General features: G+C 35.3%; 14 protein-coding genes and 1 riboswitch. Of the genes, 1 reads left to right on the top strand and 13 read right to left on the bottom strand.

Going from position 1 to position 15224, the window contains the following annotated elements:
* Window positions 1–4 precede the first annotated feature (4 nt).
* From L6651_RS06560 to L6651_RS06545, 4 genes are read right to left on the bottom strand one after another with little or no spacing between them, the layout of a single operon-like run.
* Complete coding sequence (locus tag L6651_RS06560; protein WP_237037165.1) at window positions 5–1138, bottom strand: metal ABC transporter permease; 1134 nt, start codon at window positions 1136–1138, stop codon at window positions 5–7.
* Window positions 1131–2000, bottom strand: coding sequence for a metal ABC transporter permease (locus L6651_RS06555; RefSeq protein ID WP_237037164.1), 870 nt, complete (start codon window positions 1998–2000; stop codon window positions 1131–1133). The genes L6651_RS06560 and L6651_RS06555 overlap by 8 nt, the downstream gene beginning before the upstream one ends.
* A 3-nt stretch (window positions 2001–2003) precedes the next feature.
* Window positions 2004–2714, bottom strand: coding sequence for a metal ABC transporter ATP-binding protein (locus L6651_RS06550; RefSeq protein WP_237037163.1), 711 nt, complete (start codon window positions 2712–2714; stop codon window positions 2004–2006).
* A gap of 8 nt (window positions 2715–2722) precedes the next feature.
* Window positions 2723–3664, bottom strand: coding sequence for a metal ABC transporter solute-binding protein, Zn/Mn family (locus L6651_RS06545; RefSeq protein WP_237037162.1), 942 nt, complete (start codon window positions 3662–3664; stop codon window positions 2723–2725).
* A 153-nt stretch (window positions 3665–3817) separates the two neighbouring features.
* Window positions 3818–3926: riboswitch (SAM riboswitch) on the top strand.
* A 28-nt stretch (window positions 3927–3954) separates the two neighbouring features.
* Here L6651_RS06545 and L6651_RS06540 point away from each other — a divergent pair.
* Entirely contained in the window at window positions 3955–4191 is a 237-nt protein-coding gene (locus L6651_RS06540; RefSeq protein ID WP_237037161.1) for a hypothetical protein, read from the top strand.
* 736 nt (window positions 4192–4927) lie between these two features.
* Here L6651_RS06540 and pepD read toward each other — a convergent pair.
* The 9 genes from pepD to L6651_RS06495 form a co-directional block, all read right to left on the bottom strand.
* Window positions 4928–6331, bottom strand: a complete 1404-nt coding sequence (gene pepD, locus L6651_RS06535) for a beta-Ala-His dipeptidase (protein WP_237037160.1) — start codon at window positions 6329–6331, stop codon at window positions 4928–4930.
* Window positions 6332–7540: a peptidase T gene (gene pepT / locus L6651_RS06530; RefSeq protein WP_237037159.1), complete on the bottom strand. Its 1209-nt coding sequence runs from the start codon at window positions 7538–7540 to the stop codon at window positions 6332–6334.
* Between the two features lie 8 nt (window positions 7541–7548).
* Entirely contained in the window at window positions 7549–8664 is a 1116-nt protein-coding gene (locus L6651_RS06525; RefSeq protein ID WP_237037158.1) for an ATP-NAD kinase family protein, read from the bottom strand.
* Between the two features lie 103 nt (window positions 8665–8767).
* Complete coding sequence (locus L6651_RS06520; protein WP_237037157.1) at window positions 8768–9520, bottom strand: PGN_0703 family putative restriction endonuclease; 753 nt, start codon at window positions 9518–9520, stop codon at window positions 8768–8770.
* Window positions 9521–9562: 42 nt separating this feature from the next.
* Window positions 9563–10759: an S-methyl-5-thioribose kinase gene (gene mtnK / locus L6651_RS06515; protein ID WP_237037156.1), complete on the bottom strand. Its 1197-nt coding sequence runs from the start codon at window positions 10757–10759 to the stop codon at window positions 9563–9565.
* Window positions 10759–11412, bottom strand: a complete 654-nt coding sequence (locus L6651_RS06510; RefSeq protein WP_237037155.1) for an L-fuculose-phosphate aldolase — start codon at window positions 11410–11412, stop codon at window positions 10759–10761. The genes mtnK and L6651_RS06510 overlap by 1 nt, the downstream gene beginning before the upstream one ends.
* The gene (locus L6651_RS06505) at window positions 11412–12464 is read right to left on the bottom strand and encodes an S-methyl-5-thioribose-1-phosphate isomerase (RefSeq protein ID WP_237037154.1); all 1053 of its coding nucleotides are present in this window, start codon (window positions 12462–12464) and stop codon (window positions 11412–11414) included. Before L6651_RS06505 ends, L6651_RS06510 begins: the two co-directional genes overlap by 1 nt.
* Window positions 12465–12523: 59 nt before the next feature.
* Window positions 12524–12973 (bottom strand): ASCH domain-containing protein, encoded by a 450-nt coding sequence (locus L6651_RS06500; RefSeq protein ID WP_237037153.1) that lies wholly within the window; start codon window positions 12971–12973, stop codon window positions 12524–12526.
* Between the two features lie 14 nt (window positions 12974–12987).
* Window positions 12988–15060, bottom strand: coding sequence for an SH3 domain-containing protein (locus tag L6651_RS06495; RefSeq protein ID WP_237037152.1), 2073 nt, complete (start codon window positions 15058–15060; stop codon window positions 12988–12990).
* Window positions 15061–15224 lie beyond the last annotated feature (164 nt).

Genomic DNA, 15224 nt, shown 5'->3' with positions numbered 1-15224 from the left:
TACCTCATAGTCCATAATCTTTTAATAAACTTATATATAAGATTCTACCCTTTTCAGTCAGTTTATAAATCCCATCCTCTATTCTAATCTTCTTTTCAGAAATAAGGATTTGACTGTATTTCTCTATTTCTTCTTTTTTCCAAGAGAGGTGTTGGTCTATTGTAGATAATCCTAGCTCCTCTTTAGAATTTGTTTCTAATTCATGGTTGCCTACGTGCATCAAGAAGGTATCTTTTTTAAACTCTTTGTGTTTTCTCTTTTGAGTGAAAATTTTCATCAACAAACCATTTCTATTAAATAAAAATGTAAGAAGAAATGTTATCCCTGCTATTGTGGCAGTCATACCCGACATAGAAAGATTATAATACATGGCAAACACAAAACCAAGTACAGAGTTTATGATAGAGTATAGAACCGATATTATAATCATGGTTTTGAGATTTTTGCTTATCAAATAGGCGCTCGCGGCAGGTGTGATTAGAAATGATATAACCAAAATCGCCCCCACCGCCTCAAATGCTACTACAGTTGTAAATGACGTAAGGGTCATAAGACTATAAAACAAAATAAGATCCGAAAATCCCGCAATCTTGGCAAATTCCCCGTCAAAAGTAGTTAACTTCAATTCTTTAAAAAATATTATTATAAAGGCCAAGTTGATAAGCCCCATTACCGACATTTGAAAAAGTGATTTTGGGATCTCAAAACCAAAAAAGTTCATTGTATTTAAAGGAGCCATTATTACCTCTCCCATAAGGACAACATCTACATCCAGGTGGACATTTCTGGCATATTTTGTGATAAGGATTACTGCTAAAGCAAAAAACATTGGGAATATTATCCCTACTGCATCATCATTTTTTACAAGTTTGGTCTTTGACAAGGACTCTATTGAAAAAACCGTTACAATTCCGAATAGGGCCGCACCAAAGACTAGATAGACTGATGTGATATCCTTCACTATAAAATATGCAAGGACAATACCTAGTAAAATTGAATGACTGATAGCATCAGCGAGCATTGAAAGACTTCTTAGGACCAAGAAAACTCCAATGATGCTGCAAGCTATAGCTGTCACCAAGAGTACTAATAAGGTTTCATAATTAGACATTAATGAGTATCTTAGAAAATCAATCATATTTTTTCCTCACAATCATTTTTCTCATCCCTCTTGGACCAACTAGCATAGATAATAAAGATATAAAACTCATTATCAAAATAATTGTAGATCCTGTACTCATTCCATCATAGACTGTGGATATATAGGTCCCTAAAAAAGCTGATAGTCCTCCACAAAATCCTGCTATTAATAACATAACATGAAATTTATCCGTCCACTGCAAGGCTGTGATTGCAGGTACAATAAGCATTGATGAGATCAAAATAGCACCTACAAGTTTTAGACCTGTCGTGATTAATAGCATGGTGGCTATCAGTAGGATTGTGTTCATCAATATAGGATTTATACCTATAGTTTTGGCATAGACTTCATCAAATACATAAACTTTTATCTCTTTATAAAAGAAAAGGAGAAGTATAATTGATAAAATTGATACTACAAAAATTATCTTTACATCTTTTTTCATAATATATGAGGCCTGACCAAAAATATAATTTTTAAGCCCTGATTGAGATACTCCTGCATAGGATGGATTACCTTGGATATATGATTTTAGAACCATACCCAGGCCAAAAAAGCTAGATAAAATTATTGCCAAAGTAGCATCAAGGTCTATTTTTGAATTATTTGATATAGTATCAATTAGAAAAAATGATATAGCTCCAGCAAGGGCTGCACCTAAAAGAAGTATAATCGGTGATTTCTCCATTGATAACATAAAGGCAAGGACTATACCAGGATAGGTAGAGTGCCCGATAGCATCTCCTATTAGGGACTTGCCTTTAAGGACGCTAATTGATCCAATTATGCCAGTAGCCATGGCCAAAATCACCGTACCGAGAGCTACTATTATAAAAGAATAGTTTCTAAAAATATCCATATCCTACCTCACAAAAGCCTTATCTACATTTTCTTTTGTAAAAACCTCAGCAACTTTGCCTTGGGCAATGACTTTTTTATTTAGTATCACTATATGGTCAAAGTATTTTTCTATTGTATTTAGGTCGTGGTGGACAACAATAGATGTCTTGCCCTTTTTTTGTGCATCTTTCATAAAATCAAATATGATTTTTTCTGTAACCTTATCGACTCCTGCCAAGGGCTCATCCATAAAATATATGTCCGCATCTTGGCATATAGCTCTGGCTATAAAAACTCTTTGTCTTTGACCACCAGATAGTTCTGATATCTGCCTATCTTCGAAATCAGCCATCCCAATTTTTTCCAAGGCCTCTCTAGCTAGGGTGTAGTCTTCTTTGCTTGGCCTTTTTATCCAACCAAGGTGGACATACCTACCCATCAACACCACATCTAGAACTGTAGTTGGGAAATCCCAATTTACCGAAGCTATCTGTGGTATATAGGCAATTTGTTTCTTAACCTCATCAAAGGACTTGCCCATGATACTAACATAACCTGATAACTTTTTTTGCAAATTTAAGATTCCCTTTATAAGCGTGGACTTGCCAGCTCCATTGGGACCTATGATAGCAGTTATTGAATTATTTATTATTTCGATATCATTATCCCAAAGAACAGGTTTGTCAGCATAGGCAATTGTCATGTCCTCTACTTTTATTATTACATCTTTCATAATTCAACCTACTTAAGATTTTCTACAATAAGATCAACATTGTGCCTATACATATCTATATAATTATCGCCATCTTGACCAAGAGGAGCTAGAGAGTCTGAGAAAAGCTCCTTTCCTTGACCAGATACAACCTCTACATCAAAGCCTTTTGCCTTTACAGCTTCTTTTAATTTTTCCATCCTCATTGGATCTGTAGTAGACTCTGCAAATATAGCTTTTATTTTTTTATCTACGATGAAATTGACAGTATCTTCTATATCTTTATTTGCAACTTCACTATCTGTAGACACTCCCTGCGGTGCCTTAACTGGTATATTGTATGCCCTAGAAAAATAATTAAAAGCATCGTGAGGAGTGATTAGATACCTAGTAGATTCTGGGATAGAGTTTATTTTCTCTCTATTTTCCTTATCAAGTTCTTCTAGCTTTGCAAGATAGGCTTCTAGGTTTTTCTCAATATTTTCTTTCTCCTCTGGTAGAAGTTTTTCTAAGTCTTCGGCAGCATTTTTTGTAGCTTCCTTGTAAAGATTTATATCAAACCAAAAATGTGGGTCTACAACAGTCTTACCATCTTCATCCATTTCTCCGATATCTTCTTTTTTAAAGGTCCTAGAAACTTCTGAACCTCTTTTTTCTAGAACATCTACCATCTTGCCCTCAAAGTGTAGGCCATGGTATAAAAGAAGGTCAGCCTTTTTAATCTTTTCTAAATCTTGAGGTTTTGCAGTATATAAATGTGGGTCTTCACCAGCAGGGATTATTAGCTCCTTTTCAACCTTATCCCCAACCAGATTATCGACCATATCATACAAGAAAGAAGTTGTAACTGTCACTATCTTCTTGCCACTTTCTTTATCCTTTACCTCTGAACTTCCTAGATTTTCATTTTTTGAACAAGAACTAGCAATAATAAGCATCGCTAGGGCAATTAATATTTTTTTTAATTTCATATTTCCTCCAATAATTATAAATATTTTGTTAGGCACGCCTAACTATTTATATTGTAGTCCCTGTTTTTATTTTTGTCAATCTTTTTTTTGATAATAATTATCATCGGCTGATGAAAGGCCTTACTTTTGTTAATAAAATGCGATAAAATAAAATCACCATAAAGAGAAGGCGAGAGACAAGCTCATCGATCCTTCAGCAACCTACCATTAGGAAAGGTGCTAATGCTTGTATGATGGTTTGGCATCCATCAGACGATGGGTGTTTTTTTCTCTATTTTTAGGAGGAATTTATGTATCAAGAATTTAGTAAGTCAGTATTTTTAGTAGCAACCGATGATGCAATGAATCCTGATATTGATTTTCTTAAATTTTTAAGAGATGATGGTTATAAGTTAAACACTAATAAAGGTGTATTTCCGAATTGTCCTTGGATATATGTCGATATAGAAAATAAACAATATGCTTATGCCATACCTGGTATCCCTGTTACTGGTTTCGTAGGCGGGCATGCTATTAGATTAAAATAATTTTATCTTATATATGAAATCTTTGACCAATACAAGGACAAAGACATTTTCATTTTTAAAAACGAGCGTTTTGATTATGATGATTGAAATTCATATTATTTTTAATTATTATTTATTTTCAAAAAATCGAATAGGGGCTATGAACTAGCCCCTTTCACACCACCCGTACGTACCGTTCGGCATACGGCGGTTCAATATCTTCTTGTATCATATTATTTATTACTGATGTATCTATTTAACTTTATTCTTTTTGTATCCGAACCTTGAGAAATGAATACGTCATTCCTTGTGTTCCATCAAGTCATAGTACATCCTTTTCAAATATTACAATAAATATCGTTCCTCCCTTCGCTCCATTTCCATTACAGAAATTTCTTCACTACTATGGAGTCTGCTGACTTCTCATAGTTCGTTGTTACTACTGAGTCGTCTATGAGATCTCACGGGATAAGCCCTAATACTTTCATCGTTTACTTGCAGAATTTACGCTTTGGGTTTACGGTTACCTTTTGGGTCTTCGCTATCTATAGCTAGCTTGCCCACCTGTTACGCCTTATATTCTGTTCCTGTTCGTCAAGCCACGATTTCGCTATTGCTTCTTCTCTCCTAGATGTCGCCATCTAAAACTTGCAAGTCGCTATTAGATTCGTTGGTAACTACGCTATGTAGGGAATTTCACCCAGCATTAGAACATGCCCGTCATACTATAAAAAGCATGGCTTTCACCATGCTCAATTTATTTTATTTCCTTTAACAGTTCCACCAGGTAGTCATACACTCTTTCCACTGATTTTATTTCAAGTCTTTCTTTTACGGAGTGGGCTCCCGTTATGTTTGGTCCGATTGAAATTATATCCATGTTTGGATATTTTTCATAAATTGCTCCACATTCAAGTCCTGCATGAATTACAATTGTTTCAAAGTCTCTTCCTTCAATTTTTTTATATAGCTCTTGGGCAAGTGTGCGAAGTTTTGAATCCTCTTTATACTCCCAACTTGGATATCTTGCGCCGATTTCATAATCAAAGTCATTTTCCTCTAAAACCTTTGTGATTTTTTCTTTTAGTTCTTCTAACACATGGTTTTCCGATGAACGTAGGGAGATTTCACTCTTTAGTTTGCCGTCTTCTTCCTTTATAAAGGCAAGGTTGTTGGAAGATTCCACTGTTCCGTCATTCATAAAGGAATTTACTCCCGTTGGAAGTTCATTTATTGCTTTAATAAGCCTTTGTGATTGCTCTTTTGAATAACTTTGCCCTGTGGTTTCAATTATATTTATTTGAAGTTCTCCTAGAAGTTTGGAATATTCTGAAATTGTTTTGTCCTTGGCTTCTTCAAGGGTTCCTCTGTCAATTCCATAGACCTTTACAAATCCTTCGGAAGGAATAACATTGTCCAAGGTGCCAACATTAATTTCTCCAATGGAAATATCTTTAAGTTCTGCTAAGAAGCTTCCTAAAACTTTTACTGCATTGCCTCTGTCTTCATTAATTTGCATTCCAGAGTGGCCGCCTTTAAGGCCATGAACTTTTATTTCAAAGCCCTCTTTGTCGCCGTCATTTTGAATTTCTTCTTCAACGAAAACCGTAAGCCCTCCTGCAGATCCCACTGTAAGGATGCCCTCTTCTTCCGAGTCTATGTTAATAAGGTAGTCACCCTCTAAAACTTTGTCGGAAAGTTTTAACGCACCATTCATGCTGGTTTCTTCTTCCGTTGTAACAAGAAGTTCTATTTGTGGGCCGGTGTAGTTACAGTCTTCCATTATGGCAAGGCCCATGGCAATGGCAATTCCATTGTCTGCACCAAGGGTTGTGTCCTTTGCCATTAAAAATCCATTTTCCACAACTGGGATGATTGGATCTTTAGTAAAGTCGTGGTTGGAGTCTGAAAGTTTTGACCCCACCATGTCCATATGGCCTTGTAATACCACCTTCGGCGCATCTTCATAGCCCTTTGAGGCACATCTTTTTAAAATTACATTTAAATATTCATCTTGATAGGTTTCAAAGCCAAGTTCTTTCCCAGTTTCTACCAAATAGTTTGAAACTTCTTTTTCATGTCCACTGGGCCTTGGTATATCCATTAGCTTTTTAAAATAGTAAAAGACTCTCTGTGGTTTTAAATTTTCTAAATTTTCCATTTAGTTACCTTCTGCGTTGTTAAGGATAATATTTTTAATCACTTCAAGAGATTTTTCCATTAAATCTACAGATACTATTTCGTATCTTCCATGATAGTTGTAGCCACCTGTAAAAAGATTTGGTGTTGGTAGCCCCATAAAAGATAGTCTTGCTCCGTCGGTGCCACCTCTAATTGGCTTTATAATTGGAGTTAGTCCCGCTTGTGAAATTGCATCCTTTGCAAGGTCAACTATTTCAATATGTGGTTCAACCTTTTCTCTCATATTGTAGTAGGAGTCTTCTATATTTAACTTTATGCACTCGCCATATTTTTTATTTAAAAAGTCCACGGCATTTTGCATCAAATCCTTCTTTTCTTGGAAGCTATCTTTAAAGAAGTCCCTGATTATATAAACCACTTCTGCCTGTGCTGAAGTTCCTTTGATTCCGTGAAGCATATAAAATCCTTCATACTTTTCAGAGTGTTCTGGCCTTTCGTTTGCAGGAAGCATTTGATTAAACTCCTGAGCTAGTAGTAGTGCATTTATTAAAACATTCTTTGCAGAACCTGGGTGAACTGCCTTTCCTTCAATTTCCAATGTGGCAGTTGCAGCGTTGAAATTTTCGTACTCAAGCTCTCCCACTGGACCGCCGTCAATTGTATATGCAAAGTCGGCACCAAATTTTTCCACATCAAATAAATCTGCTCCCCTGCCGATTTCTTCATCAGGAGTAAAGCCGATTTTAATGTCGCCAAATTTTAAATCTCTATTATTCATGAAAAATTTCGCCGCTTCCATTACAATGGAAACTCCTGCCTTGTCGTCAGCACCAAGCAATGTAGTTCCATCTGTTGTAACAATTTTGTGTCCAATGAGGTCCTTTAAGAATGGAAATTCCTCTTCCGTAAGCTTGTACTTTTCATTAAGTACAATGTCGCCGCCCTTATACTCTTCCACGATTTGTGGGTTGTCACATTTCCCCGGCATTTCAAGGGCAGTGTCCATATGGGCAATTAGTCCAATCTTTGGCGCAGTCTTTACAGTTCCTTCAATTGACGCATAGATGTAACCATGTTCGTCTAGCTCTGCGTTATCTATTCCCATTTCCTTAAGCTCTTTTACAAGTATCTTACCAAGTTCAAGCTGTCCCTTTGTTGATGGACAGCTTTTGCTTTTGTCGTCACTTTGTGTGTCAATACTAATATATTTTAAAAATCTATCTAACATTTTATCTCCTAGTCTAATTTAAATACTATTGTGTGGTTGTAATTAATCAATATCTTCCAGTATCCCTTTAGTTCTTCGTCAAGTTCTGGGTCGGAAGTATCCGCTTTTATAACTCCATCGGCAATGGAGTATAGCTTTGCATGGGTTGCAATAATAATTATATTGTCCTTGCCAATATGTCTTATAATCCTTGGACTAAGTTGTTGGTTACCTCTACCAAACACATGGCCTTGACCACCTATAACTGTAACAATAAGCGTTGCCTTTTTGTCCTTAATAAAGTCGTAGATTTGATTTTCTGTAGCTTCTTTTAATACGATTTCGCCTTTATAGATTATGTCAACTCCAAGAAGTGAAACGTCATATCCAATATCTCTCATAACGGAGTTTACAGTTCCACCGGTACCTACAACATAAACCATGTCGTCGTCTTTGTTATTCATAATCTTTTCTAATTCTTCTGCAATACCTTCAATCTCTTCAACAGAAGATGATGAGCTTGACTTTGATGATTGCATTAATTTTTCAACCCTTGGTACATCTAAATAGCCATATAATTTTGCTTGAAGAACATTTTGTCTAAATTTTTCCTCATCAATGTCCATAACTTCTGAATGTGCTGTAACAATAGAATTTTTGTCTTGAACATACTCTCTTATTACAAGACCTGCGTCCTTTGGATTGTTTGCATAAACTGCAGAGTGAATCTTAACACCTGCTGGAATACCAATACATGGAATGGAAACTTCTACCGCATTAAATATATTTCTTGCAGTCCCGTCTCCTCCGGCAAATAGAATTAAGTCCACATTTTCCTTTTTTAACTCTCTAGCTATGTCTTCAGTGTCTTGGAAAGTGGTGTGTTCTTTCTTTTCTCCAATAACTTTGTAGTTAAAACCAAGTTCCTTTAAAACATCTTCACCCATCTTACCTGCGCCGGTGAAAAATTCTATTTTATCCTTTAGGTCCACAACCTCTTTAAGGGCTGTCTTTGCCTTGCTATTTGATAAAAACTTTCCACCTCTTTCAAGGGCAAGCTTTTGAGTTTCCTCTCCGTCACTTCCCTTAAGTCCTACAGAGCCACCAATACCTGCAACTGGATTTATAATTAAACCTATTTTCATTTATTTACTCCCTTTCTCTTAAAATTACACTATATTCTTTATACCCTACTGTAAAAATAACAAAACAGTGCAATAAAAAAGGCCGCTCCTCTGAGCAGCCAGTTTAGTAAATTAAATATTTTCTTGAAAATTCTCTAAAGTACTCTTCCTCTTCTTCAGTTAAATCCCTTTTCAAAATGAAGTAAAGTATTTCATGTAAATCAATTTCAATTAGATTTTCGTAATCAAACTCTTCCATTCTCTCCTTAAGAGGGTCGTTTTCAAATGGATATATAAACACAGTGTAGTCGTTTTTATTTTCAAGAATAGATACATTTCTATTTATTCTGAAATTTTTACAAAAATCTTCCCTCGTAATATCCCCTAAATTAAAAGACTTTTCCACTTGCTTTGAAAATTCTTTCTCCCACATATCCTGGTTGTTTTCTCCATTGAATGAACCGAAGTGGTCCTCCCAGTAGGTAAACTCAAAATAGATTCTAACTCCTGAAGACATCTCCACATATAAATCCATACTGTTATTGACGTCGTTATTTACAACCTTGTCAAATTCAACATGGGTAACTTCTCCAAGGTCATCTCTCTCTAAGATATGTGAAATAAAATCAGTAGCAAGTTTCTTGTTTTCCAAAATTGGAAGAAATAAATTCATTCCCATTACCTTAGAGGACTTTAAGTCGTTACCATATCTTTTTATTTCATCGCCATGATAATATTTTTCAAAAACATTGAAACCGTCATTAATAAAGTTATCCTTTAACTCTACTAAAGTTCCCTCACCATCAATCTTTAAGACTTCATTCTTATATCTTTCTAAATGTTCTTCAATCCTATTATTTAATTCATCTTGTCTCATGTACATTCCCTTTTCTTTCTAATGCTTTAAACATAAATATCATTATATTAGATTAATGGCTTTATGCCAACCCTCATAAGCTTTTATAACATTTGTAGACATAAAACTTTCTGGACTAGTAATTAAATTCTTAGAAAAATTAATCAGTATTTTATCCACCATCTGCCTTTTATTTAAATCTTCTATTGTAGTTAGTTCCAAAACTTTAGAGTCGCCTATAGTGCGTCTTAAAAGCTCCATTCCACAAAATGAATACATGTCGGTCATGTAGTCCTGAATAGTCTTATTTATAAAGTTAGAATTATTAAAACTTGGGTCAATTATCTTTTTCTTTTTAAAATACTCCGTGAAACTTCTATAAAGTGACTTAATAAAAATTTCTATTTGCTGTTTTATTTCATTTGCCCCATCAACACTTTTCAAAACCTCTTCATTATATAAAAGGGCGAAGAATAGATTTGCAAGTACATTGCCAAGGTCGTAGCCTATTGGCGCAAAGGTTGCAAACTCTGGGTCAATTATTTTTACTTCCCCTTCTTTTACAAATATGGATCCAGTGTGTAGGTCACCGTGGATAAGAGCCTGTTTATCATTTACAAACTTTTCCTTTAACACCGCTGCCCTAAGCTGTAAATTTCTATCATTATAAATATTTTCTTCAACGTATTTTTCAAGACCTTCCGTAATGACATTTCTCTTTTTGTAATCTATAAATGGCTCCGTTAAAACCAAGTCCTCTGTAATATTACACATGTCTTCATTACATATCATAGACTGTAATTTTCTTCTCTTGTTTAAATCCATGTAAAAAATCGTTGTGGGAAGAAGGCTCTTTACACAAAATTCTCCCAGCCTTTTTGTTGTACCTTGATAAAAATTGCCATTCATATACTCATGTCGAAGATTTTTATAATCAAATAGATCTTCCATGGCAATTAACTTCAAGTCCCTGTCATAGAAATATAATTTTGGAGAAAAATTCGGCGTGGACTTGTTGTAGTAATTAAGCATAAAGGCTTCAATATCCATACGGTTTTGGCTCAGTGGTCTCTGTGATGAACGAAGTAATTCGTCCGCCTGTTTAAATATATAGGACTTCTTCTCCCCTTTAAGCCTAAACACATAATTTATATTTCCGTCACCAATCTCTTGGCAAGTTACTTTTTCATCACTTTGAAATAACTTTTTACTTTTGGCGTATTCAACCCCACTTTCTTTATCAAGCAATTTATAATCCATTACTTTTCCTTTATATTTCCATAGGTCTTAAACTTTTCAAGCATTAGTTCCATTTCATCATCTGGAAGGATAACGGGATTACCAACAGACTTAGTTAAAAAGTATAACTTCGAAACAAATTCAAGTTCGTCAGTAATATTAATTGCATTTTTTATGTCCTTTGCCCCTGCTAAAAGTCCATGGTTTGCAAGAAGAACTGCACGTCTGTCACCCATTGCCTTTATTGCGTTTTGTGCCAATTCTTCAGTTCCAAAGGTTGCATACTCTGCACATGGAACGTCCTTTCCCCCGGCCACAGCAATCATGTAGTGAACCGCTGGAAGGCTCTGTCTTAAACATGAAACCGCTGCACAGTAAGTTGTGTGGGAATGGACCACTGCATCAATGTCGTCTCTGTTTTCATAAATAATTGAGTGCATTCTATGTTCTGATGACGGTTTTAAATTTCCTTCAATCACATTGCCATTTAAATCCATTAACACCATATCCTCTGGTTTTAACTTTGGATACTCAATTCCTGATGGAGTTATAAGCATTAATTTTTCTTCCCTTATAAATATTGAAAGGTTTCCTCCCGTCCCCTTGGTTAATCCAAGATTTAAAAGGTCGTTACCTCCATCAACAAGCTCCTGTCTCTGTTCTAAAAATCTCATTAATAAAACTCCTTTACTTCACTTTCACAATATTCCTTTAAATTATATGGGGTGTAGATGCCCTTGTCAGTAACCACGCCAGAAACAAGATGTGGTGGTGTTATATCAAAAGAAGGATAATATCCCTTCACGCCTTCCATGGCATTCCTAACTCCCCTTGCTTCAAGGACTTCCCTGTCGTCCCTATATTCTATCTTTACTTCATCTATACTTTTTTTATCAATATCTGGAATCCCCGTTACAAAATATGGTACATGATGATACTTTGAAGAGATTGCAATTTGATAAGTTCCAATTTTATTTACCACATAGCCGTCCATGGTTATAGAGTCGGCGGCAGATGTAAAAATGTTAATATCTTTTTCCTTAAGCACCTGGCTTACCATGTTGTCCGTTATTACAGTTGTGTCAAAGCCCATATCATGACACACCGATGCGGTTAGTCTAGAACCTTGAAAGTAGGGTCTCGTCTCTGGAACCCATAGATGAAGATTTAGTCCTATCTCCCTTGCCTCACGAAGCATTGTGCCAACAATAGTCTCTCCAAAACATTGGGTCATAACATTGAAGTCTCTTTCCATTAAACTGACTAAGTACTTCCCCACAACTGTCATTGTGGAGTAGCGCCTGTTTAAAGACTCAATTGTCAAATCAAAAATAGCTTTGTCCGCGTCAACCCCTTCAGCTAATGCCTCTTCAAAAACTTTTAATGAGTTACTACAGACCTTCCCCATTCTATTTGAAGTTGTTGGCCTTGCGTAGGTTAGAGCATGGGCAGCCTCTTTCATAAATTCAAGTTGCTTCTCTTCGCTTTTATTTCTACATTCATATGCAGCAAGGGCCATACCCATACCACATGCGGTGTATGGTCCTGCAGATTGGGTAACCATATCCTTAATTGCCTTTGCAACATCAACGTAGCTATTACAATACACAAAGGAAACTTCCACTGGATACACTCTTCTGTCCAAAATGCGAACACGCCCATCTTCATACCAAGCCACATTTTCATATTGCAACATAAAAGCCATATCATAGTCCTGTCTTTTCATTATGCACCTCTAGTATGATTATATAACAAAACCGACACCTATTATAAGTGTCGGTCTCCTTAATAAACTTTTTCAAAAACTTCGCATAACATTGGAGCTTGCTCATAAAAAACTTTTCCATAATTTTTATATTCTTCAATGAAAAAATCATCATGGGCCTTTCTCCAATATTTATAACTTCTGTCTCCCTCTCCTTCATGATACGCGTGTTCTGGAGTTATTAGATAGTAGGGAATAACATATATAACCTTGGTTTGTATAATACATACTGGGTCACTTGAACCATTTAATATAATACTATAGTCTCCAACTTTTGGTATGGCTTCTCCCTCTTCATAAAGTTCATATGCTGAAGTGGTGGCAGTTTTAATTCCTCTGTTTACTAAATCAGAGAGTTCGTCTGCTATGTCCTTGCTATTTCCAAATGACCACGCATCAAATGAAGTATCTATAGAAATATTTTTTTCTTCACAAAATTTTCTCCAAAACTCTTTAATCTTTTCTTCCATCATATGCTTCATTTCTAATGTATAACTCTATGTGATATCCAACCTTCATAAAATTCGTCGCTGGTTTCAACTCTAACATAACACCATACTCTTATGTTGTCGTTTATATCTGTGTATAGAACTTGCACCGGTGTTCCTGCATGGAAAGTCTTTATTAGTTGAGAATTTACCGATGGACCACTTCTTAAGTTTGCCACATTGCCCACATATCTTGTGTTGTTTTCATAATTTGCTGCAATTCTACTAAGCTTGTCACTTGCTATAACTTCACTATTTTCTTTTTCAGTTTCATCTTCAGTGACTTCTGTAGCTTCCGTTGGCTCTTCCTTAAGAGCCTCTTCCTCTTTAAGCTCATCAATTTTTGTATAGCCATCAAACTGTAGTGAGTTTAGTAAGTCATCTAGGTCGTCCCTTGTGATTAGATTTTTAACATTGTATCTATATGCGCCATTGGCCTCTTGGAAGTTGTTGGCAGCATATGCCACATATTCCGTTTCAGCATTATCAAAATATCTGTAGCTTACCTTGTACACATTTGTAAAAGTATAATCATTCCTTGAGAAGTTTCCAGTCTTGATGTCGTTGTCATCAACTTTATATTCATATGAGCCAAGTCTTTGGATTCGTAATTTTTCAACATTCCAAAATCCTGTGTCATTATTGATTCTAGACTTAAACTCCTGGTCGAGTTTCTTAATAATATTTGGATCTATGTCCTTGTAGGAGTTTATAAATACTTCTAAGTCTTCAACTTCAATTTCTTTTTCGATTCTTTCTTTATCAATTTCAATTTTATATCGGTCGCTAGGTTTGAATTCAAATACTGCCTTTACCTTGTCGCCGTTTTTAAGGCCTTCAGATTTAGAAAGTTTAACCTCTTGTTCCTTAATATATTGTAACAGCGCATCTTCATCAATAACTTTTTTAGATTCTATTATTTCAGGTTCTCCCACAAGGGTTGCCGTTGCCGTTCCACTTCCATCAAAGCCCGCTACTTCTATTTCAATGTCCATATTATCCAATGAAATTACCGCGTCGGGCTTCATTGCATAAAGCACCTTTGGAACTATAAATATGGCAGATATAAGAAGTATTCCTACGATTAAAATTGACGCCAATAATTTTTTATTAACGGGTTTTCTGTTTTCGTTATAATAGTTTTGAGCTTCCCTGTCATAGTCTTGATATGCTCTTTTATTCTCTTGATATGCTCTTTTATTCTCTTGATATGCTCTTTTATTCTCTTGATATGCTCTTTTATTCTCTTGATAGTTTTCATATGCATTTATATTTTTTGGAAGTTCACTTGTTACATGTATCTCTTCATTTGAAGGCACAAGATTATTTCTTTCAGGATTTTCTCTTCTATCTGAAAGTTTTTCTTCACCAACATAGTCTTCGTAGTCAGTCTCTTTAAATTCATTTACTTGATTTTGAATTAACTCCTTCGCCACTTGACTTTTTTCTCTTATGGCTTCAGTAAATCCTGACACTTCCCTTTCCACATTTATAGAACGCTGTCCATGGTAGATTCTCCTATAAAGCATTATAGAAAGAACTATCGCAAGAATCATGGCAATTACAAAAAATATTCCCGCCGCTGCAACTCTCTCTTCAGAAATTCTCATAAGATTTTGCATAAACTGCTCTATTTGTCCAAAGGATCCAAAGTCTAAATTTTGAATGTTTTTTAAAGCCCTCTTGCTGGCTCTTAAAACGCTTAATATTGGTCTAAACAGTATAAAGTCAATTACAAAAATTCCATAGGTTATGCAGGAAATAATATTTTGCACCGTTAGAAAATTTTTTCCAAGTTTGTTTCGTATAAAGGTGGTATATAAAAATATTAAAAGCGCCACCACAAGAGCTATGAGTATTAGATTATAAAAATTATAAACACGATAAATTGCCTTAATTGATTTGTCAATGCCATCTAAGTTGTCAAAGCCCATTCTGTCAGCGGCTTGCCCCATAACTATGGCTGTAATAATCGTAATGATTGAAAGCACCGCCATGGCCGCCGTGGCGAAAAATTGTACCTGGTCAAGACTTCTTAAAGATATCTTCTTCCTTGGTTTACTTTCCATAACTTCCTCCTGGATTACTTTTTATTTTAATAATTTAATTTGTTAAATTAATTATAGTCAAATATGATACCGATTGCAAACATTACTTTTGAATTAAATTTAAAAAATCCGATACCTAATTCACATTAAGTACCGGATATTCTCTATTCGTCTATTCCCACCAT

It is taken from the genome of Mediannikoviicoccus vaginalis (genome assembly GCF_928097925.1).
Taxonomy (GTDB): Bacteria; Bacillota; Clostridia; order Tissierellales; family Peptoniphilaceae; genus Mediannikoviicoccus; species Mediannikoviicoccus vaginalis.
This window is presented reverse-complemented; position numbering and strand designations above follow the sequence as displayed.